The sequence below is a fragment of the Marinobacter sp. B-21 genome (assembly GCF_056857895.1).
In genome coordinates this window covers 322,682-344,244 of sequence record NZ_JBSXNZ010000088.1, presented here as the reverse complement: position 1 = coordinate 344,244, position 21,563 = coordinate 322,682, and the positions used below count along the sequence as shown (strand labels likewise).

22 protein-coding genes are annotated in these 21,563 nt (G+C 58.7%); 19 read left to right on the top strand and 3 right to left on the bottom strand.

The features are described 5' to 3' along the window. Nucleotides 1-19 precede the first annotated feature (19 nt). The 12 genes from AC13C0_RS19725 to flhB all read left to right on the top strand — a co-directional run bounded on the left by AC13C0_RS19725 (nt 20) and on the right by flhB (nt 9,537). Nucleotides 20-325 carry an STAS domain-containing protein gene (locus AC13C0_RS19725; protein WP_341582213.1) on the top strand — a complete coding sequence of 102 codons (306 nt, stop codon included), beginning with the start codon at nt 20-22 and terminating at the stop codon, nt 323-325. Between the two features lie 24 nt (nt 326-349). Beyond that, on the top strand, nt 350-2,113 hold the full coding sequence (locus tag AC13C0_RS19720) for a PP2C family protein-serine/threonine phosphatase (protein ID WP_341582212.1): 1,764 nt from the start codon (nt 350-352) through the stop codon (nt 2,111-2,113). Nucleotides 2,114-2,142: 29 nt separating this feature from the next. Further along, complete coding sequence (locus AC13C0_RS19715) at nt 2,143-2,490, top strand: Hpt domain-containing protein (RefSeq protein WP_117617611.1); 348 nt, start codon at nt 2,143-2,145, stop codon at nt 2,488-2,490. Between the two features lie 277 nt (nt 2,491-2,767). Beyond that, nucleotides 2,768-3,823, top strand: coding sequence for a flagellar hook-length control protein FliK (locus tag AC13C0_RS19710; RefSeq protein ID WP_482954905.1), 1,056 nt, complete (start codon nt 2,768-2,770; stop codon nt 3,821-3,823). A 165-nt stretch (nt 3,824-3,988) separates the two neighbouring features. Next, entirely contained in the window at nt 3,989-4,498 is a 510-nt protein-coding gene (locus tag AC13C0_RS19705) for a flagellar basal body-associated FliL family protein (RefSeq protein ID WP_117617609.1), read from the top strand. Between the two features lie 35 nt (nt 4,499-4,533). After that, the gene (gene fliM / locus AC13C0_RS19700; RefSeq protein WP_117617608.1) at nt 4,534-5,532 is read left to right on the top strand and encodes a flagellar motor switch protein FliM; all 999 of its coding nucleotides are present in this window, start codon (nt 4,534-4,536) and stop codon (nt 5,530-5,532) included. Beyond that, on the top strand, nt 5,525-6,016 hold the full coding sequence (gene fliN / locus AC13C0_RS19695) for a flagellar motor switch protein FliN (protein WP_117617607.1): 492 nt from the start codon (nt 5,525-5,527) through the stop codon (nt 6,014-6,016). The genes fliM and fliN overlap by 8 nt, the downstream gene beginning before the upstream one ends. A gap of 1 nt (nt 6,017) precedes the next feature. Beyond that, on the top strand, nt 6,018-6,467 hold the full coding sequence (gene fliO / locus AC13C0_RS19690) for a flagellar biosynthetic protein FliO (RefSeq protein ID WP_117617606.1): 450 nt from the start codon (nt 6,018-6,020) through the stop codon (nt 6,465-6,467). Nucleotides 6,468-6,471: 4 nt separating this feature from the next. Then, on the top strand, nt 6,472-7,248 hold the full coding sequence (gene fliP, locus AC13C0_RS19685) for a flagellar type III secretion system pore protein FliP (protein ID WP_117617605.1): 777 nt from the start codon (nt 6,472-6,474) through the stop codon (nt 7,246-7,248). Nucleotides 7,249-7,256: 8 nt separating this feature from the next. Beyond that, complete coding sequence (gene fliQ, locus AC13C0_RS19680; RefSeq protein ID WP_053112477.1) at nt 7,257-7,526, top strand: flagellar biosynthesis protein FliQ; 270 nt, start codon at nt 7,257-7,259, stop codon at nt 7,524-7,526. Nucleotides 7,527-7,529: 3 nt separating this feature from the next. Beyond that, nucleotides 7,530-8,315: a flagellar biosynthetic protein FliR gene (gene fliR, locus AC13C0_RS19675; protein ID WP_341582209.1), complete on the top strand. Its 786-nt coding sequence runs from the start codon at nt 7,530-7,532 to the stop codon at nt 8,313-8,315. Nucleotides 8,316-8,400: 85 nt separating this feature from the next. Further along, entirely contained in the window at nt 8,401-9,537 is a 1,137-nt protein-coding gene (gene flhB / locus AC13C0_RS19670; RefSeq protein WP_482954904.1) for a flagellar biosynthesis protein FlhB, read from the top strand. Between the two features lie 358 nt (nt 9,538-9,895). On the opposite strand, the gene AC13C0_RS19665 is transcribed toward flhB, so the two are convergent. The 3 genes from AC13C0_RS19665 to upp are packed head-to-tail and all read right to left on the bottom strand — an operon-like array spanning nt 9,896 to nt 12,628. Beyond that, the gene (locus AC13C0_RS19665) at nt 9,896-10,750 is read right to left on the bottom strand and encodes a class I SAM-dependent methyltransferase (protein WP_482954903.1); all 855 of its coding nucleotides are present in this window, start codon (nt 10,748-10,750) and stop codon (nt 9,896-9,898) included. Beyond that, nucleotides 10,731-11,987: a uracil-xanthine permease family protein gene (locus AC13C0_RS19660; RefSeq protein ID WP_117617601.1), complete on the bottom strand. Its 1,257-nt coding sequence runs from the start codon at nt 11,985-11,987 to the stop codon at nt 10,731-10,733. The genes AC13C0_RS19665 and AC13C0_RS19660 overlap by 20 nt, the downstream gene beginning before the upstream one ends. 2 nt (nt 11,988-11,989) lie before the next feature. Continuing rightward, complete coding sequence (gene upp, locus AC13C0_RS19655) at nt 11,990-12,628, bottom strand: uracil phosphoribosyltransferase (RefSeq protein ID WP_117617600.1); 639 nt, start codon at nt 12,626-12,628, stop codon at nt 11,990-11,992. 218 nt (nt 12,629-12,846) lie between these two features. Here upp and flhA point away from each other — a divergent pair, with 218 nt between their 5' ends. From flhA to AC13C0_RS19620, 7 genes are all read left to right on the top strand, one after another. Then, a complete protein-coding gene (gene flhA / locus AC13C0_RS19650) occupies nt 12,847-15,027 on the top strand; it encodes a flagellar biosynthesis protein FlhA (RefSeq protein ID WP_117617599.1) in 2,181 nt (726 codons plus the stop codon). A 60-nt stretch (nt 15,028-15,087) separates the two neighbouring features. After that, nucleotides 15,088-16,380 carry a flagellar biosynthesis GTPase FlhF gene (gene flhF, locus AC13C0_RS19645; protein ID WP_341582206.1) on the top strand — a complete coding sequence of 431 codons (1,293 nt, stop codon included), beginning with the start codon at nt 15,088-15,090 and terminating at the stop codon, nt 16,378-16,380. 87 nt (nt 16,381-16,467) lie between these two features. Then, the gene (locus AC13C0_RS19640; RefSeq protein WP_117617597.1) at nt 16,468-17,280 is read left to right on the top strand and encodes a MinD/ParA family protein; all 813 of its coding nucleotides are present in this window, start codon (nt 16,468-16,470) and stop codon (nt 17,278-17,280) included. Nucleotides 17,281-17,312: 32 nt separating this feature from the next. After that, a complete protein-coding gene (locus AC13C0_RS19635; RefSeq protein ID WP_117617596.1) occupies nt 17,313-18,056 on the top strand; it encodes an RNA polymerase sigma factor FliA in 744 nt (247 codons plus the stop codon). Between the two features lie 162 nt (nt 18,057-18,218). Then, nucleotides 18,219-18,602 (top strand): chemotaxis response regulator CheY, encoded by a 384-nt coding sequence (gene cheY, locus AC13C0_RS19630; protein WP_008173086.1) that lies wholly within the window; start codon nt 18,219-18,221, stop codon nt 18,600-18,602. 20 nt (nt 18,603-18,622) lie between these two features. Continuing rightward, nucleotides 18,623-19,408 (top strand): protein phosphatase CheZ, encoded by a 786-nt coding sequence (locus tag AC13C0_RS19625; RefSeq protein WP_117620283.1) that lies wholly within the window; start codon nt 18,623-18,625, stop codon nt 19,406-19,408. A 16-nt stretch (nt 19,409-19,424) separates the two neighbouring features. Beyond that, nucleotides 19,425-21,539 (top strand): chemotaxis protein CheA, encoded by a 2,115-nt coding sequence (locus AC13C0_RS19620; protein ID WP_117617595.1) that lies wholly within the window; start codon nt 19,425-19,427, stop codon nt 21,537-21,539. The last annotated feature ends 24 nt before the right edge of the window (nt 21,540-21,563 follow it).

Sequence of the window (21,563 nt, the reverse complement as noted above, 5' to 3'; positions counted from 1 at the left end):
CGCCTTTGGAGGTTTGGGAATGCCGATTCAGACGCGCCGCGATAATAGCGGTCGGACCCTTGTTATCAGAATTGAGGGGCGCTTTGACTTCAGCACCCACCAGGCGTTCCGGGATGCCTACGAGCATGGCGATCCGGACATCCGGGGGTATGTCGTAGACCTGTCGGATACAACCTACCTGGATAGCTCGGCGCTGGGCATGCTGTTGTTGCTCAGGGATTATGCCGGCGGCGACAGCGCCCGCATTGTGATTGAGAATTGCAATAACGACGTCCGGCGAATCCTCTCCATCTCCAATTTCGAGCAACTGTTCAACATTCGCTGATGCGTACGAACTGGTGGAGCTCTCATGGATGATGCCGTTGCAGAACACCGCCCACTCAGAATTCTTATTGCCGATGATTCGGACAGCGATCGCCTCATCCTTAAAACCCTTTTAAAGCGCCTGGGCCACGAGGTCTTGGATGCCTCGAATGGCCTCGATGCCGTCTCCCTGTTCCGGCAGGAAGCGCCGGATCTCGTTCTGCTGGATGCCTTGATGCCGCTGATGGATGGTATGGAGGCTGCCAGGCAGATCAAATCCCTGGCCGGCGAACGGCTGGTTCCGCTGATTTTCCTGACGTCCCTGTCCGAAGCCGGGGCGCTGGCCCGGTGCCTGGAAGCCGGCGGCGATGACTTTCTGGGAAAACCCTACAACCGGATCATCATCGAAGCGAAGATCAACGCCTTCAACCGGATGCGGCTGATGCACCAGGCCCTGTCTGACCAGCGGGATCTGATCCGGGAGCGGAACCGGCAATTGACCGAAGAGCAGGAAATTGCCAAGCGGGTATTCGACAATGTTGCTCACTCCGGTTGCCTGGACGCGAGCAACATTCGCTACCATGCGTCGCCGCAATCCATTTTTAATGGCGACGTGTTGTTTGCGTCTCCGAGACCGGCCGGCGGCATGCTCATTTTCATGGGTGACTTTACCGGCCATGGATTGCCGGCAGCCATTGGCGCCATGCCGGTTGCAGAAATCTTTTACGGCATGGCCAGCAAAGGCTTTAACGGCCAGGATGTGTTGCGGGAGATCAACCAGAAACTCAAGCGCATTCTTCCCACCGACATGTTCTGTTGCGGCGCCATGATTGAGGCGGATTTCAAGCTCAATCAGGTTCAGGTCTGGAACGGTGGTTTGCCGGACGGCTGGCTGATTCGCTCTTCGGATGACCGGCAGGCGCTGCCTTCGCGGCACCTGCCCCTCGGTATCCTCGCGCCGGACCAGTTCAGTGCGGAGTTCGAAAGGCTTGGTACCGGCCCCGGCGACCGTCTGATGATGATGACCGACGGGTTTCTGGAAGCCGCGGACAGCACAGGAAACGTGTTTGGCGAGCAGGGTGTGGCTGATGCCCTGGCACATTCCGATAACAGTGAGCACCCGTTTGATATCATGATGTCGGCGGTACACCGGTTTACCGGGGACCTCAAAGATGGCGACGATCTGACGCTCTGTTGTCTGGAAATGAGCGACCAGGCGGGTTTTTCCGCTTTGCCGGACCGGACGGTGCCTTCCTCGCTTGCCGGCCCTGCGGAGTGGCGTTGCAGCTATGAGATCCGGGAGCAGACCCTCGGGGAGTTCAGTCCGCTGCCGCTGCTTCTGCATATCTGCATGGAGGTCCCGGGCCTTCGCCGGCGAAGCGGCGAGATCTATACGCTGCTGGCGGAGCTCTACAACAATGCCCTCGAACACGGGGTGCTGGAACTGCCGTCGGAGTGGAAACATTCCCCGGAAGGGTTTGGCCGTTACTATCTGGAGCGTAAGCGGCGTCTGGGCAATGTCGAGGGCCATTATATTCGCTTTACCCTTCATCATTCCCTGAAACCGGATGGCGGCCGGCTGCGTGTGGTGTGTGAGGACAGCGGACGGGGGTTTGATTTCCAAAGCCATCCGGGTGTCACATCCAGCGCTTACCCCGAAGGTAGTAAGCGATATGCCGGGCGGGGCCTGCTGCTGTTGAAACGTCTTTCTGAATCCGTCAGGTTTCATGAGCAGGGTAATCATGTTGAAATTGTCTATGATTGGCACTTCAGTGGCGCCGCGGCAAACCAGGGCGATATGGCCCGTTAAATGTCATCAAACGTACCAGGGGGTCGGTCATGAGTGATAAACCACACCTTGACGAGGAAGCGCTGGCTGAGCTTCAGGACGTCATGGAAGACGAATTCGACGTTTTGATACAGACCTATCTTGCGGATTCCCGGGACAGGATCCGGAGTTTGCGGGAAGCGCTGGAGGCAAATGACAGCGATGCCTTCATCAAAACAGCCCATAGTTTCAAGGGCAGCTGTATCAATATCGGCGCTCCCCGGCTCGGTGAACTGAGCCTGAATGCCGAAATGGCCGGAAAAGAATCTCGTCTGGAAGAGGCTCCGGCATTGCTGGATGCCATTGAGGCGGAATTTCATCAGGTAACCCAAAGGCTGGAGGGTCTGCTGGTGCGTTAATTGGCGCCCGCTTTATCAAACCAGAGTGCCTGGCACCGCATTTGCTTAGCCTTTTGCAATAGTGGAACAATCGCCCGTGCATCGGCCAGAGTCCGGCAAGGTAAGGGCGCCAACGTGACAAAAGCGGCAAGAGGTTGCCATGGCCCAAATGGTTCTTCCCCAAACTCCTGCGCCCGGGATTCAGAAGGAATCCGGCCCTTCCAGATCCGCCAGCAGTGGCGATACGGCTGAAAGAAAACGCGATTTTGAGTCGGTCTCAGAGGCGGAGCAAAAACGTATGGATCGCCAGAAGGCGGAGCGAAACGACAAGGCAAGTTCCACCGATGAGCAACAGCCTGCCCAATCTGACACCGGCCAGAGTGAGGCTTCCGGCGCCACAGGCACCGTCACGAAAGGTGATGAAGAAGCCGTCGGGTCCTTTGACGCGGCGAGCTCAACCTCCGCTGAGACTGAGGTCGCCGAGGATGGAACAGACCCGGACGCTACTGTGCTCCCGCTTACCTTTGCCGAATTGCAGGCCTGGCTAAGTCCGCAATCCGCTAGCCCGGGCGAGGCCAGCCTGTTTGCAGCCGCACCCAAAACCGGGTCCGGGGTGCCGGCCGGAGTAGCCGGTCAGTTGACCCCGGGCAATGGACTGTTCAACGGGCTCCTGTCGAACGTTCCTGGCCAGAACGCCAAGACCCCTGCCGGTGTCACATCGGATGCAACGGTGACGGAAGCCGTGAAAGCTGCGGCGCTCACGGACCTTGGCCGGAACGCGGATTCGGGCACAGTGCTTACCTCCGGTCGTTTCCAGTCGGCCCTTGACCTGGTGTCGCAGCAAGGGGCAAGCGGCACCAATGCCGCTGCAAAGCTGACTGCCGAGACGGCGGGCCCGCTGAGGAGTTACGCCACCTCCATTGATGTACCGGTTGGCCACGCTGAGTGGGGTGACAAACTGGTCGGTAAGCTCAGTTGGCTGACCGCCCGGAATATGTCGGTGGCGGAAATTCACCTGACTCCGCCCGACATGGGGCCGATGGAGGTTAAGGTCCGGGTTCAGAATGAACAGGCGAACATCACTGTTCACTCTGCCAACCCTGTGGTGCGGGACCAGCTGGAACTGCATTCCCACCGGTTGCGGGACATGCTGGGAGAGCAGGGTCTGTCTCTGGCAGGATTTGATGTTTCTGATTCGCCCCGGCAGCAGACCGGTGACCAGGGAGCCGGCGACAGCCATGCCTCTGGTACAGCCACGGCATCGCCACTTGCCGATACCGGGCAGGATGACGACAGCCTGAACTCGGTTAACCTTGATCTCAGTTGGAAAGGCGAAGTGGACATCTTCGCCTGACGGCTCCCGACATGCTCTTCCAATCTCTTTTGCCCATCCTTCCCGGCAACGCTAAACTGCTGTCCTGAACGGGAAGGTTGGGGTTTCTGGCCCATCCCTTGCATCCAATCTGAAAAAGTCACGGAAAAACGCTCCCTCTGACGGATTTCTGGCAAAGCGAACACTATGGCTGAAAATAACGCGTCTGAAACGGCTCCCGCCAAAAAAGGCAAACTGAAGCTGATCATCATGCTGGTGGTGGTCGTGATTCTGGCGATTGTACTGTCTGTTGTGGGCACCCTGTGGTTTCTCGGTGGTGGTTTGCCAGGAATGGGCGAAGACGATGGGGAAGCGGGCGAGGCAGCAGAAGAAAGCTTTGTTCCCAGCACCTACGTACTGATTGACAAGGCTCTGGTTACGACGGTGCAAGCCCAGGGGCGCCAGCGTTATGCCCAGGTCTACCTGGCGCTGGAAGCGACTGATCCGCAGGCTCTGGCAGCGGCGCAACTGCACTTGCCACTGATTCGCAGCCAGTTGGTCATGGTTCTTGGTAACAGTGAGTTCAATGAGTTGCAGACACCCGAGGGGCGCCGGGGCCTGGCCGAGCGAATGCTGACGACCGTGAACCAGGTGCTGGAACAGGAAGGTGAGCCCGCCGTCAAACGGGTGCTATTCAGAAATTTTGTCGTGCAATAGGGCATGGGCGAAGCCTATCAGGGGCAGGATTAAGTATGCAGGACTTGTTGTCACAGGATGAAATCGATGCCCTCCTCCACGGGGTGGATGATGGTGACATAGATACCTACGAAGAGGCCGATGATTCCGGCATCAAGCCCTACGACCTCTCCAGTCAGGACCGCATCGTCCGTGGTCGCATGCCGACCCTGGAAATGATCAATGAGCGGTTTGCCCGCTATACCCGAATCAGTCTGTTCAACCTCATGCGCCGCAACGCCGACGTTTCCACCGGCGGCGTCAAGATCATGAAATTTGGTGAGTACATTCACACGCTGTATGTGCCCACCAGCCTTAACCTGTGCAAGGTACGCCCGTTGCGGGGCACCTCCCTGTTCGTGCTGGACGCCAAGCTGGTGTTCAAGCTGGTGGACAATTTCTTCGGCGGGGAAGGGCGCCATGCCAAGATCGAAGGCCGGGAATTCACCCCGACCGAGACCCGCATCGTCCAGATGGTTCTGAACCAGGTATTTCAGGATATGAAAGAAGCCTGGCATGCGGTGCTCAAGGTCGATTTCGAGTACCTCAGTTCGGAAGTAAATCCGGCTATGGCCAACATCGTCAGTCCCAGCGAAGTGGTGGTGGTCAGCACCTTCCATATCGAACTGGACGGTGGCGGCGGAGAACTCCACTTCGCCTTGCCCTATTCCATGATAGAACCTATCCGCGACGTACTGGACGCCGGGGTACAGAGTGATATCGATGATGTTGATGAGCGTTGGGTTAACGCGCTGCAGGAAGACATCAAGGAGGTGAACGTGCCGATCAACACCACGGTCTGTCGCCGGCGGATTTCCTTGCGGGACATCGCAAGAATGAAGGCCGGAGACATCATCCCCGTGGAGATGCCGGATCACCTGACCGTTACCGCTAACGGCATTCCCATCTACAAAGCCACGATGGGGACCCGTGACGGAAAACTGGCACTGAGAATTCACGAACGGGCAACGCTGCCCAAAGTAAAGAAACAACTGAAGGTGGGACGCAATGGCTGACGACAACAAGAACGACGAGCAGGAACTCAGCGAAGACGAAAAGCTGGCTGCCGAGTGGGAAGCAGCCATGGAAGAATCCGGCGATGAGGGCAGCCGTGAGGACGAGTGGTCTGCCGCCATGGCCGAGGCCGGTGAATCCGGGGAGGCCGACAATGGCGTTCAGACGGCCCCCATGGAGGAATTCGATACGGGAACCGAGCCCGCCCAGGGCAATGGCCTGTCACCGGATATCGACGTTATCCTGGATATTCCGGTCACCATATCAATGGAAGTAGGCAACACCCAGATTCCGATACGTAACCTGCTTCAGCTGAACCAGGGCTCGGTGATCGAGCTGGACCGGCTGGCGGGTGAACCACTGGATGTCCTGGTAAACGGTACCCTGATTGCTCACGGGGAGGTTGTTATGGTGAACGAAAAGTTCGGCATTCGCCTGACCGATGTGATCAGCCCGGGCGAACGAATCAAACGGTTGCAGAAATAATATGTGGTCAAAGTTCCCGGGCATCTCATTGTTGGTGCTGGTGACTCCGGCCCTGGCTCAGGAAACGGCCAGCACTGCGGCTCCGGCTTCCCCGATCCGGTCGCCGGATACCCTTGGCACCATTGTCAGCCTTGGTCTGGGCCTTGTCGCCGTGATTGCGGTGATCTATGGCTGCGCCTGGATCATCCGCCGCATGAACGGCATGACCGGCATGAACAACAACGCCATCAAGGTGGTTTCGGTCATGGCCATCGGAACACGGGAACGCATCGCCCTGATTGAGGTGGGTAGTCAGCAGATCCTGTTGGGGATTACGCCCTCGGCCATAAGAACCCTGCACGTGTTTGACGAGCCTGTCGTCGACGCCGGCAATGCCAATTCCGGTGATTTTGCCCGCCGTCTGCAAACCATGATCGGCAAATCCTGGACCGCCCCGACGAGGAACGACTAGGCCCATGCTTGCCGCGACTCTCAAGCGACTGATTCCGACCCTGGTTGTGCTCGCCGGCCTGGCCTGGGCGCCACTGGCTCTGGCTCAGGAATCTACCGGTATTCCCGGTATTCCCGCGTTTACGGTCACGCCGGGGGAAGGCGAGGGCGTACAGGAATATTCGGTGACCCTGCAGATACTGGCGCTGATGACCGCGCTCACCTTCCTGCCGGCGATGCTGATGATGATGACCTCATTTACCCGTATCATCGTGGTGTTTGCGATCCTCCGCCAGGCCATCGGCCTGCAGTCCACACCGTCAAACCAGATTTTGCTGGGGCTGGCCCTGTTTCTCAGTATCTTCATCATGAAACCGGTACTGGAAGAGGCCAACCGGGTAGGTTTGCAGCCCTATCTGCAGGAAGAAGTCACGTCTCTTGAGGCGGTTGAGCAGGCCAGCCAGCCATTCAAAAAGTTCATGCTGGAACAGACCCGGGAAAGCGATCTGGCCCTGTTCATGCGAATTTCCGACGTGCAGTACGACACCCCGCAGGACGTTTCCTTCTGGATCCTGATGCCGGCGTTTGTCACCAGTGAGCTCAAGACCGCCTTCCAGATCGGATTTATCCTGTTCATCCCGTTCCTGATTATCGACATGGTAGTGGCCAGTGTTCTCATGGCGATGGGTATGCTGATGTTGTCGCCCATCATCATCTCCCTGCCTTTCAAGATCATGCTGTTTGTGCTGGTGGACGGCTGGGCCCTGGTCATGGGCACCCTGGCTGCCAGTTACGGAATATAGGAGGCCTTATGACTCCGGAAACGGTTATCGACATCCTGCGCGAAGCACTCTGGTTGATAGTCCTGCTGGCGTCCGTAATCATCGGACCGGGTCTGATTATCGGTCTGGTTGTCAGCACCTTCCAGGCGGCGACCCAGATAAACGAGCAGACCCTGAGCTTCCTGCCACGCCTGCTGGTCACGCTTGTCGTTATCATCGTCTGGGGACCCTGGATGCTGACCCAACTGCTGGACCATGCCAACCGCCTGATCTCCAGCATCCCTTACCTGATCGGCTGACGGATGATACCGGCAGACATCAGCGCGGACATCATAGGCCAGTGGGTAGGCCAGCACCTCTGGCCCCTGTTCCGCATGGCCAGCTTTCTTATGGTCATTCCCATCTTCGGCAGCCAACTGGTGCCGGCCCGGGTGCGCCTGGGTCTCGCCCTGCTGATGACCGTGCTTATCGTGCCCATGATCCCGGCCGCACCCCGGGTTGAAGCCCTCAGTGCCGACGCCGTGGTAATCACCCTGCAACAGATCCTGATTGGCGTCGGCATGGGCTTTGCGCTGACCGCCCTGTGGCAGCTCTTTGTCGTTGCCGGCCAGATGATCGCCATGCAAATGGGCCTCGGCTTCGCCTCCATGGTCGACCCGGCCAACGGCGTCAACGTGCCGGTACTGTCCCAGATCTACACCATCACAATCACCCTGCTGTTCCTGGCCATGAACGGACACCTGGTGGCCTTCGAAGTCTTCATCGAAAGCTTCCGGACCCTGCCCGTTGGCATGGAGGGCCTGGGTCAGACCGGCGTATGGGAACTTGCCCACCGGATCAGTTGGATGTTCGCCTCCGCCTTGCTCCTGGCGCTGCCAGCCGTGACCGCCGTGCTCATTGTCAACATCTCCTTCGGCGTCATGACCCGTGCCGCGCCCCAGATGAACATCTTCGCCCTCGGTTTCCCGATTGGCCTGATTTTTGGTTTGTTTGCGATATGGGTGCTGCACGCCAATTTTCTGCCACACTTTGATCAGTACACGAGGGACACCTTTGACTTCATGCGGGGGTTGCAAGGGCAGCCCTGACCAAGCGTCACATGGATGTGCCGCAAGGAGCGTGTTTTGGGAAGTCATCACCCCCGACCGCAACTCAGAAAGTTGGATCCAGAGAATGGCCGAAGAAAACGACAACAGTCAGGAAAAAACGGAAGAGGCCACCCCCCGAAGGCTGGAAAAAGCCAAGGAGGAGGGCCAGACCCCCCGCTCCAAGGAACTGGCCACCATGGCCGTTCTCCTGGCCGGCGCCGGCGGCCTGCTCATGTTCGGCACCAGCCTCGGCGCCTCACTGGAAGCCATCATGCACGACAGCTTCGTTATTGAACGCTCCGCCATTTTCGACACCCGGCACATGAGCGTCCAGCTGCTAGCTTCCGCCAAGGAAGCCGCCTGGGCGCTCGCACCCATCCTGGTCATGCTCCTGATTGCCGCCGTATTCGGCTCCATAGGCATCGGCGGTTTGCTGATCAGCGGCAAAGCCGTAGCGCCAAAACTCAATCGCATGGACCCCATCAAGGGCTTGGGTCGCATGTTCTCCATGCGCTCCCTGATCGAACTGGTCAAAGCCATTGCCAAAGTCGGCCTGGTCATGGCCTTAGCTATCCTGATCCTCAACCTGCACACCGAAGACCTGCTCAGCATTGCCGAAGAGCCGGTGGTACCGGCGATGGAGCACGTGCTCTGGACCCTTGGCTGGAGTTTCTTCCTGTTATCCTGCGCCACCATCATCATTGCGATGATTGACGTGCCTTTCCAGATCTTCGATCACCAGAAAAAACTCCGGATGACCAAGCAGGAAGTGAAGGACGAGTATAAGGACACCGAGGGCAAGCCGGAGGTCAAGGGCAAGATTCGCCAGCTCCAGCGCGAGATGGCCCAGCGCCGGATGATGCAGGACGTGCCCTCGGCAGACGTGGTGATCACCAACCCGACCCACTACGCAGTCGCCCTGAAATACGACCAGAAGGCCATGGCCGCGCCCATGGTGGTGGCCAAGGGTGCCGACGAGATTGCCTTCAAGATCATGGAAATCGCCCGCGAGAACACAGTCGAAATCCTGCGCACGCCCCCGCTGACCCGGGCGGTTTACCACAACACCGAGATTGGCGAGGAGATTCCCGATGGCCTTTATATGGCTATCGCACAGGTTCTTGCCTATGTGTTCCAGTTGCGGCAGTTCCGCAAGGGGCGTGGGCCTAAGCCTGGTATGCCTGATTTTCCGATTCCTTCGGATTTGCGGCGGGATGTTTAGCCTGGTTTCCCAGCCTTTCAGGGTTGGAGGTTGCGTGGTTGTGGGCGGCCTTTTCAAGCCCATCGATATCGCCCAAAGATGTTTGGGCATCATTCCTGAGGCTTACTACAGTTTCGCCTGATTCAATACATCCGGTTGTTCCGCAACGCCTGGTCTCCAATCAAGTTCCATCGACATTGTTGATATATTACTGGGCTTGGATAGCGGAGGTACGGGCACCCCTCCCAAAAATGTTGGAGGCCAGGGATGGCCGGAAACAAGCGCACATGGACGTGCTCGTAGCGGTTTTTGGGAGGGGTGCCCGTACCTCCGCAAACTCCAAAACTCAGCAGGCTACCAGAATCCCAGAACAACGAACTCAGCAGCTAGCCTCAATAACCCGAACCATCGGCTCCCCGCGGCTTTCGGGTATCGGCAGAACCCCATACCAGGACCGGGGATCGTGAACCGTGGCCGAGGTGAAACCACAGGACAGGAAATGCTCCCGGGCCTGGTCGTCGGTCTGGAAGTGAAAGCTGACCTGGCTGCGGGTGGCGGCCCCGAGCAGACTGCCGAGGGCTTTGAGGGTGGTGTTCAGCAGTGGCTGGCTGGGTTGGTAGTAACTTTCGGACAGGTAAACGGAGCCGGGGCGTCTGGCCATGGCGGCGGACAGGCGGCGCCAGAAGTCGGTGATGGTCGCCAGTGAAAAATAGCTGGTGAGGCCTTCGGTGATGATGATCACCGGCCGGGTGTTGTCGAACACGCGGTCGATCACCTTTTCCAGTTGGTATTCACCTTGGTCCGCGAGGATGTCGATGGGGGTAACCTGATGATGGTCGCCCAGCCGGTTGGTGGCCAGAAGCCGTAGCGCTTTGCGGCCGGCCATGTCCGGAAGGTCGGCTTCGACCATGTGGATCAGGGGGTGTTTTTGCCGGAGGCGGATGCCGCGGGGTGACATGCCGCAGGCGATTTCCAGAACCTGGGTAATGCCCCGTTCGGCAATGGCGCGGTCAATCAGGTGATCAATGATCAGGTGGCGCTGGAGCAGGAACGTCCGGATGTTGCCGCCAACCGCTGCCTTGCTGACGGCCTCGAACGGTGTCATCAGGCGGTACAGCCAGCGACCCTTCCCGGTGGCCAGGGTGTCGTCCGACAGCCCGTGCCGGTGCCAGACGGCGCCGGTATAAAGGGCAGTGAAACTGATGCCGGAGCTGTCAGTCGGTCTTCTGCTCATAAATGGCTCTTCCCCAGGCCTCGTGGCTGCCGGGCAGCACCAGGTTCAGGGTGATGGCAACCACCGCGCTCAGCGAAATGCCTTCCAGGTTCCCCAGAACCATGCCGCCAATACCGAACACCAGGGTGACACCCACGATAACCAGGTTGCGGGACTGTGACAGGTCCACCTGATGGCGGATCAGTGTGTTAAGGCCAACCACGGCGATGGAACCGAACAGCAGGCACAGGATGCCACCCATGACCGGCACCGGGATGGTCTGCAGGGCTGCGCCGAACTTGCCCATGAAGGCCAGGACAATAGCAATGCAGGCGGCCCACCACATCACCTTCGGGTTGAAGTTCCGGGTCAGCATGACCGCGCCGGTGACTTCCGAGTAGGTCGTGTTAGGCGGTCCGCCGAGCAGGGAAGCGGCGCTGGTGGCCAGGCCGTCACCCAGCAGGGTGCGGTGAAGGCCGGGCTTTTCCAGGTAATTCTTGCGGGTGACATTGCCGATGGCCAGTACGTCGCCGATGTGTTCGATGGCCGGGGCGATGGCGACCGGAATCATGAACAGAACAGCACCCCAGCTGAACGCCGGCGCAACAAAGTTGGGGACGGCAAACCAGGCCGCTTCCTGAATCGGTGTGGTATCGACGATGCCCGCGAAGGCGGAGAGGAGGTAACCGGTAATAACGCCGAACATGATCGGGATCAGCCGGAAGATGCCCTGGGCCCAGACCGACATGATGATGGTCACCGCCAGGGAAATCATGGCGATCCAGATGGCGGTGTTGTACGGGATCAGTTGGGTGGCGCCATCACCGGTGCGGCCCGACGCCATGTGAACGGCGACCGGCGCCAGGCCAAGGCCGATGGTCATGATCACCGGGCCGATAACGACCGGAGGCAAAAGACGGCGTACAAACCCGGTGCCCCTCAGGCGAATCAGCCCGCTCAGGATAATGTAGAGGATACCCGCAGCCATCAGGCCGCCGAGGGTTTCTTCCATGCCAAACCGGCCCTTGGAGGCAATAACCGGTGCGATAAAGGCGAAGGAGGAGGCCAGGAAGATGGGAATCTGGCCGCCGGTGACCAGGTGGAAGATCAGGGTGCCAAGGCCGGCCGTGAACAGGGCCACGTTGGGGTCCAGCCCGGTAATCAGTGGCATCAGAACCAGGGCGCCGAAGGCCACCAACAGCATCTGGGAGCCGGCGATCGCCTGTTTCCAGACCGGGTCGTTGGTAGGGTCCTGCATGCTCAAACGTCCTTCTGCTTGGTGCCGAAGATCTTGTCGCCGGCATCGCCGAGACCCGGAAGGATATAGCCTTTCTCGTTCAGGCGTTCGTCAACTGAGGCCGTGTAGACAGACACATCCGGGTGTTTCTCCAGGACCTTTTCAATACCCTCTGGAGCGGCGACCAGAACCAGGGCCCGGATCTCGGTGCTGCCCGCCTTCTTGAGCAGCTCGATGGTGGAAATCATGGAGCCGCCGGTAGCCAGCATCGGGTCGACAATCAGTGCCATGCGCTGGTCAAGCTCACCAACCAGTTTTTCCAGATAGGTGCTGGCTTCCAGGGTTTCCTCGTTGCGGATCTGGCCGACAACGCTTACCCGGGCGACCGGGATCAGGCTGAGTACGCCGTCGAGCATGCCAAGACCCGCACGAAGAATCGGAACAATGGTGATTTTCTTGCCGTGGATCTGTTCCACCGTCACCGGGCCGGCCCAGCCATCGATGGTCTTTTCCTGCAGGTTGAAATCCTTGGTGGCCTCGTAGGTCAGCAGGGCACCGACTTCCTGCGCCAGCTCACGAAAATTCTTGGTGCTGATATCCGCCCGGCGCATCAGGCCGAGCTTGTGGCGGATAAGCGGGTGTTTTACCTCGTGGATTGGCATGGGGTCACCTGTGTGTCTGATTGTGGTTTCAGTGTCTCAATTAAATGGCGCAAGGATACCGTATCTGGCTAGGCGAGTCAGGCTGCGGAGCACTGCTCCGCGTGAAATTCCCTCAGGAGTGGTACGGATCTTGCCATAACCCTTTCAAACGACGTCCCGGCGTCAGAATCCCGACCTTCATAACGCCTTCAGGCGCGGCAATCGGAGAAGTTTCCGGCATGGACAGAGCTTTGGTCCTCAATAACGTCAAAACCCTGACGCGGGGCAATCTGGGCGTACCCGTCATGTTGATGGGGTTGCTGGGCATGATGATTCTTCCCATGCCCGCCTTCCTGCTGGACGTGTTCTTTACCTTTAACATCACCCTGTCGATCGTCATCCTGCTGGTGTGTGTCTATGCCCTCCGGCCCATGGAGTTCGCCTCTTTCCCGACTGTGCTGCTTGTGGCGACGCTGCTGCGCCTGGCTTTGAATGTGGCGTCTACCCGGATCGTGCTGCTGAACGGCCACGAGGGGGGGGATGCCGCGGGTAAGGTTATCGAGTCCTTTGGTGCGGTGCTGATAGGCGGCAACTACGCCGTTGGGCTGGTGGTCTTTGCGATCCTGATGATCATCAACTTCCTGGTGGTGACCAAGGGCGCCGGCCGGGTTTCCGAGGTAAGTGCCCGGTTTACGCTGGATGCCATGCCAGGCAAGCAGATGGCGATCGACGCCGACCTGAACGCCGGTCTGATCAACCAGGATGATGCCAAGCATCGCCGGGCAGAGATTGCCCAGGAAGCCGACTTCTACGGCTCCATGGACGGTGCTTCCAAGTTCGTGAAGGGCGATGCCGTTGCCGGCCTGCTGATTCTGGCCATTAATATTATTGGCGGGGTCGCCATTGGTATGCTCCAGCATGGCCTGGATTTCGGCCTGGCCATGGAGCGCTATGCGCTGCTGACCATCGGTGATGGTCTGGTGGCGCAGATCCCGTCGCTGCTGCTGTCTACCTCCGCCGCCATCATGGTTACCCGGGTTACTTCCAGCCAGGACATGGGCGGGCAGATTTTGCAGCAGATGTTCAGCGCGCCCAAGGCACTCTCAATTGCCGCAGCCATCCTGATCATTCTTGGCCTGATTCCCGGTATGCCCCATGTGGCCTTCCTGGGGCTGGGTACCCTGGCCGGCGGTGCCGCCTGGTATATCTGGAAACATCAGCGCCAGACGATAGAAGAAGAGGGCGTATTCCCGGGACGGAGTGGGGCCGGGGGCGCGCCTCGACCGGCTGGCCGCGATCTTCCGCCGGGCGGTGACGCCGGCTCCGACCAGGGTCGTCAACTGCCGGCGCCGGGCGAAACCAAAGAGTTGGGCTGGGACGATGTGGCCACTGTGGACATCGTGGGCCTGGAGGTGGGGTATCGGCTTATTCCGCTGGTGGACAAGTCCCAGGGTGGCCAACTGCTCAGCCGCATCAAGGGCGTGCGAAAAAAGCTGTCCCAGGATCTGGGCTTTCTGATGCCTTCGGTTCACATTCGCGACAATCTCGATCTGATGCCCAACGTCTACCGCATCACGCTGATGGGTGTGACCATCGCCGAGGCTGAGATTCACCCCGACCGGGAGTTGGCTATCGATCCGGGTCAGGTATTCGGAAAAATTGAAGGCATTGAGGGCAAGGACCCGGCCTTCGGCCTGGATGCCAGCTGGATCGAACCGGACCGCAAGGATCAGGCCCAGACTCTCGGCTATACGGTTGTGGACGCCAGCACGGTCGTGGCTACTCACCTGAATCAGGTGCTGCAGAAGCACGCCCATGAATTGTTGGGCCACGAGGAAGTTCAGCAGTGGCTGGACCAGTTGGAGAAGATTTCACCGAAACTCGCCGAGGAGCTGGTACCGACCACCGTTTCCATCAGTCTGCTTCTCAAGGTGCTGCAAAACCTGCTCCGGGAAGAAGTGCCGATCCGGGACATGCGCTCCATTGCCGAGGCTATCGTCAATGTCCATCCGAAGAGCCAGGATCCAAAGTTGCTGACTACCGTTGCCCGTCAGTCGTTGCGGCGGATGATCGTGCAGAGCATCTGCGGCAATGAGGCGGAGATACCGGTGATTACCCTGGATCCGGATCTGGAACAGTTATTGCTAAAATCTTTTCAGCAGAGTCAACAATCCGGCGGACAGGAAGACATTGGCCTGGTCCTGGAGCCGAATATGGTTGAAAAGCTCCAGCGCTCCCTTCAGGAGAGCGTCCAGCGGCAGGAAATGCTGGGTAAGCCAGCCATTTTGCTGGTTTCCGGGCCCCTGCGGCCGGTACTGGCGAAATTCGCCAGCTACGGGGTAGAGCGTTTGCATGTGCTCTCGTACCAGGAAATACCGGATAACAAACAGATCACGATCGTGGCGTCCGTTGGCCAGTAACGGCGCGGATGACAGAGCGGACGGCGCCGGCACGGCGTTGCCGGTGGAGGAAGAGGCATCATGAAAGTAAAACGGTTTTTTGCCAGGACCATGGCAGAGGCGCTGAAACAGGTCAGTGAACAGATGGGGCCAGACGCCGTAATTCTTTCAAACCGCCGGGTAGACGGCGGCGTCGAAATAGTGACGGCGCTGGACTACGACGAAAACATGGCGCGTCAGCGATTGGGTGACCAGGCGCAGGAAGCCACTAACGGCTCCCGCCTGGCTGAAATGCAGGCGGACCAGCACCGTCGTCTTGAGGACGAACTCGGCCGGTCCCGGGATCGAATCCGAGAGGTCCGGGAAAAGCGGGCCGCCCAGGGGGGCGGTTATGCCGGTACGTCGTTCCCGGCGGTTCAGGAGGTGGTGGGTTCCGGATTTGATGATCAGGATCCGGCTCCGGTCCGGTCCGGGGAGGCCTATTCCGATGAACTGGCACAGATGCGTGCGGAGATCCGTTCCCTGAAGGACCTGATGCAGGGCGGTAAGCCTGAGCCTGAGGTGCCGGCAGCCAATGCGGTTCAGCAGAGACTGGCCGAGCGGCTTCAGGAGTTCGGTCTCGGTAGCGGTCTGGCGGGGTCAATTTCTCGCCGCCACAAGGCCGGGCGACTGGAGGATGGCTGGAAGCAATCCCTCAAAATGCTGTGCACCGGCGTACGGACTTCCCGCATAGAATGGCTGGATCAGGGCGGGGTCTTTGCCCTGGTGGGGCCCACCGGTTCCGGAAAAACCACCACCATCGGCAAGCTGGCGGCGCGGTATGTGCTCAGGCATGGTGCCGATTCCGTGGCCCTGGTCACCACTGACCGCTACCGGGTGGCGGCCCACGAGCAGTTGTTTGTCTTCGGTCGCATCCTGAATGTTCCGGTGCGAGTCGTCGACGAGAGCCACGGTCTGGATGATATTCTGGACGAGCTGTCAGACCGTCATCTGGTACTGATCGACACTGCCGGGCTGACCAGTGCGGACAAAGGCTATCAGGAACAGCTGGCCGAACTGGCGCGCAGCCATCACAATGTCAAGACGCATCTGGTGGTCTCGGCCACCAGTCAGCCGCGCATCATGAAATCCGTCTGGCATTGCTATAAGATGGCAAATCTTGCGGGCTGCGTGATGACCAAGATCGACGAGGCCCTGACACTTGGCGAGTCTCTCGGCTTTGTGATGGAAACCGGTTTGCCGGTGGCCTACTACACTGACGGGCAAAAGATTCCCGAAGACCTGCACCACGCGGAAGCGGTTCCGCTGGTGCGGCTGGCCGTGGACCGGCTTAAAACTCTCCAGAAACAGCAGGCGGTCGCAGAAGGAGCCTGAGAGAGCGGGCGCTGAGAGCGGACAGACTGACAGCGAGCGTCCGAAAAGACAGCACCCGGCTAAACGTGGCGAGAGACAAAAAACAGTATGAGCAAAGCACAACCGGTACAGGTGATTGCAGTTTCCGGCGGAAAAGGTGGAGTCGGCAAGAGTAACGTGTCGGTTAACCTCGGGATTGCCCTGGCACAGAAAGGCCGGAGAGTCGTGCTTCTTGATGCCGACCTCGGGCTGGCCAATATCGATGTACTGCTCGGTATTACCGCCAACCGGAACCTTCAGGATGTGCTGGCGGGCGACTGTGACCTCAAGGACGTTCTGGTCGATGGCCCCGGTGGCATCAAGATTGTACCGGCGTCCTCCGGTACCCAGCGAATGACCCAGCTCAGCCCCATGGAGCATGCCGGGCTGATCAACGCGTTCAGCGAACTCGGTGACCAGATTGATGTGCTGATCGTAGACACCGCCGCGGGCATTTCCGAATCAGTGGTGAGCTTTCTGAGAGCCTCCCAGGAGCTGCTCCTGGTGGTGTGCGACGAGCCCACCTCCATCACCGACTGCTACGCCCTGATCAAACTCATGAACCGTGATTACGGCACCAACCGTTTCCGCATTCTTGCCAATCAGGTGAGAAATGAGCAGGAAGGCCGGCACCTGTTTGAAAAACTGACCCGGGTCACCGAGCGCTTCCTGGATGTGGCACTACAATATGTCGGCATGGTGCCTTACGATGAAGCCGTGAAAAAAGCGGTTCAGCGGCAGCGGGCAGTGCTGGATGTCTATCCCAGGGCGAAAGCTTCCCTGGCGATCAAGGCGCTGGCGGAAAAAGTTGATAACTGGCCGCTGCCTTCCTCTCCCCGTGGGCATCTGGAATTCTTTGTGGAGCGGCTCGTCGAAGTCTGAATCGGATCCAGTCAAACAAAAAAACCGGATACATGACATTGGCGAAAAACCTCGGAATCTATAACCAGTCAGGCGCGCAGAAGCCTTCCCAGCTCGTTGAGGAGCACGCGCCTCTGGTCAAGAAAATTGCCCTTCATCTGATGGCCCGGCTACCAGCCTCTGTGCAGCTTGACGACCTGATGCAGGCCGGAATGATCGGCCTGCTCGAGGCGGCTCAACGCTACAGCGCCACCAGGGGCGCAACCTTCGAGACCTACGCAGGCATCCGGATTCGCGGTGCCATGGTGGATGAGATCCGCAAGGGCGACTGGGTTCCCCGTTCTGTGCACCGTAATACCCGCCGCATTTCCCAGGCCATCAAGGCCGTTGAAGATCGTCTCGGCCGGGAAGCCCAGGATCTGGAAGTGGCTGAAGAACTGGGCATGGGGCTGGCCGAGTACCATTCCTACCTCTCCGACTCCAACAGCGGCCGACTTTTTAGTCTCGATGAGCTCAATGAATCCGGCGAGCTGCCGATAGAACAGACAGAGCCACGGGATAATCCGCTCGAAGGACTCTCGTCCGACGCGTTCCGCCGCAGTCTTGCTGAGGCTATAGAGGAACTGCCGGAGCGGGAAAAACTGGTGCTGAGCCTGTATTACCAGGACGAGCTGAACCTCAAGGAAATCGGCGCGGTGCTCGGCGTCAGTGAAAGCCGGGTCAGCCAGATTCACAGCCAGGCGGCCTTGCGCCTTCGCGGACGGTTATCGGACTGGCGCCAGGATACGGGCAACTGATCACCGCCTTTGTGTGTCTGCAGCGGAGCAGTCTGTAGTTTTTGGTAACCGATGCTTTACAACCGAAGCAAAGATCAGACAATAAGCGGTTAAAACAGCGGCCTGCTAGACTTCGAGCCGAAAGGTCAAACGAATTCCGGGTGTTACTAACTGGAGGTCCCATTGGACAAGAACATGAAAATTCTCATTGTGGATGACTTTTCCACAATGCGACGGATCATCAAGAACCTGCTGCGCGATCTTGGCTTCACCAATACCGATGAAGCCGATGACGGCAACACGGCGCTGCCGATGCTCAAAAGCGGAAAGTATGATTTTCTGGTAACCGACTGGAATATGCCGGGCATGTCCGGTTTCGATCTGCTCAAGGCCGTCAGGGCTGACGAGAACCTGAAAACCCTGCCGGTGCTGATGGTAACCGCAGAGGCCAAGCGGGACCAGATTGTTGCCGCTGCCCAGGCAGGCGTGAATGGCTATGTTGTCAAGCCGTTTACTGCTGCGGTGCTCAAGGAAAAGATTGAGAAAATCTTTGAAAGAATCCAGTAACCAGAGGTCGGATGGCTCTCATGAGCGATAGCAAAAAGAACCATCGGGGCCTCGAACCAGAGGTGACGGAAAAGCTCCAGCGTCAGGCAACCGAACTGGCTGAAAGCGTCAATGCCGGCGAATATGCCAAAGCCATGACCCTGATCAATGAACTCAGCGAAGTCAGGGATCAGAGTCTGTACCGGGAGGTCGGGCGACTGACCCGAAGCCTGCACGAAGCGATCCGGAACTTTCAGATAGATCCCCGTAACGCTGAACAACAGGAAGCGCTGTCAAAAATGACAGATGCCTCTGACCGTCTCGAATACGTGGTGCATATGACCGGTGAAGCGGCCAACCGGACCATGGATCTGGTCGAGGCAACCATGCCGGTAGCCAACGCACTGAGAGACGAGGCGGCAGCCTTGCGGGACGAGTGGCAACGTTTGCGCCGCAGGGAGATGCAGCCGGCAGAATTTCGCCAGTTGTATGGCCGGATCGACAAGTTCTTCGCTGGCATGGCCACGGACGCGGACACCATGTACAACAATCTCTCGGAAATACTGCTGGCCCAGGATTTCCAGGATCTCACCGGGCAGGTCATCCAGAAAGTCACCACGCTGGTGAAAGAGGTTGAGGAACAGATGCTCAGTCTGGTGGTGATGGCCAGTCATGTTGATCAGCTGACGGGCACCGTGCACCAGATTGATGACCAGGAAGAATCTGCGGAAAAGGGCGTCGGGCCCCAGATCAAGGCCGATGAGCGTGAAGATGTAGTCTCGGGACAGGACGATGTGGATGACCTGTTGTCCAGTCTCGGTTTCTGAATAGAGAGGGTAACGCATGGCGTTTGATGCTGATGACGAGATTTTGCAGGACTTTCTGGTAGAGGCCGGCGAAATACTCGAAAAGCTGTCAGAGCAGTTGGTAGACCTTGAGCAACATCCTGATGACAGTGATCTGCTCAACGCCATCTTCCGTGGTTTCCACACTGTCAAGGGTGGGGCAGGCTTCCTGCAGCTTGATGCTTTGGTCAATTGCTGCCATTCCGCCGAGAACGTGTTCGATATCCTGCGCAATCACAAGCGCAAGGTGGATTCAGAGCTGATGGATGTGGTTCTGGAAGCCCTCGATAACGTCAACGCGATGTTTGAGCAGGTCCGGAACCACGAAGAACTGACGCCCGCCCCCGACGAATTGATTGCAGCGCTCGACGCTCTGGCACGGCCGGAGGTCGAAAGTGTTGCCCCGGCCACCACCCCACAGCAGGAACAAACGACGGAAGACGACCCGACGGAAGACGGGGGCGACATCACCGACGACGAATTCGAGAAGTTGCTGGATGCATTGCATGACGAGCCATCCGGCGCCCCCCCATCGCCGTCCAGCCCCGACGCTGGAGCCGGCAAGAACGAGAGTTCCGGTGATGACGAGATCAGCGATGATGAGTTTGAGGCGCTTCTGGACCAGTTGCATGGCAAAGGTCAGTTTGCCGGTGCGCCTGCCAGGGATGAGACTCCCGGCAAGGAAGACGAAAAACCGTCCCCGAAGACTGAAACCGGCGGCAGCGATGACCTGATCACAGACGATGAATTCGAGAAGCTGCTGGACGATCTCCACGGCAAGGGCGGAAGCCCGACCGTCGGCGGCCAGCCGGCTTCGCCGCAAAAACCGGAGAAGCCGAAAGCCGAGCCACCCAAGGCGGAAAAACCGAAGGAAGAACCGAAATCCGCTGACAGACCGGGCACCAAAGGCGGTGCGGCACCGGCCATGCCATCCAGGGAGCATGCCCCGGCCGCAGAAACCACCGTGCGCGTCGACACCAAGCGCCTGGATGACATCATGAACATGGTGGGCGAGCTGGTGCTGGTTCGGAACCGTTTACAGCGCCTCGGTGCGGCAAGCGAAGACGAACACATGCACAAGGCGGTCTCGAACCTGGATGTGGTAACGACCGATCTTCAGTCTGCCGTGATGCAGACCCGCATGCAGCCGATCAAAAAAGTGTTCGGGCGTTTCCCGCGGGTGGTCCGGGATCTTGCCAGAAGCCTCAAGAAAGAGGTGAATCTGGTGATGCATGGCGAGGAAACCGACCTCGACAAGAACCTGGTGGAGGCACTTTCCGACCCACTGGTGCACCTGGTCCGCAACTCCGTCGATCACGGTATTGAGGCGCCGGATGTCCGGGAAAAGGCCGGCAAGCCGCGCCAGGGCACGGTCACGCTGTCGGCAGAACAGGAAGGCGATCACATCCTGCTGTTCATCGAGGATGATGGGGCCGGTATGGATCCCGAAGTGTTGCGTCGCAAGGCGGTGGAAAAGGGGATTTACGACCAGGATGCAGCTGATCGCCTGACCAATACCGAGTGCTACAACCTGATCTTTGCCGCGGGCTTTTCGACCAAGGATCAGATTTCGGATGTCTCCGGCCGTGGGGTCGGCATGGATGTGGTCAAGACCAAGATTGGCCAGCTCAATGGCCAACTGAGCATTGAGTCGGAGTTGGGTAAAGGGTCGCGAATTGTTATCAAGGTTCCGTTGACGCTCGCGATCATGCCCACCCTGATGATCATGCTCGGCGACCAGTCCTTTGCCTTGCCGCTGGTGAACGTGGTCGAGATTTTCCATCTGGATCTTACCAAAACCAACGTTGTCGACGGCCGGGAATGCATCGTGGTTCGGGAAAAAGTGTTCCCGCTGTTCCACATCAAACGCTGGCTGGTGCGTGACAACGGATCCCGGGAAGCGCCGGAGAATGCCCACGTGGTGATCGTCGCCATGGGCACCAAACAGGTAGGCTTTGTGGTCGACCAGCTGGTCGGGCAGGAAGAGGTGGTGATCAAACCGCTGGGTCGTGCACTCCAGGGTACTCCGGGTATGGCCGGCGCCACGATCACCGGTGATGGTCGAATCGCGCTGATTATTGATGTTCCCAGCCTGCTGCAACACTACGGTTAAGTCGTGACCGGCAGGTGACAATGG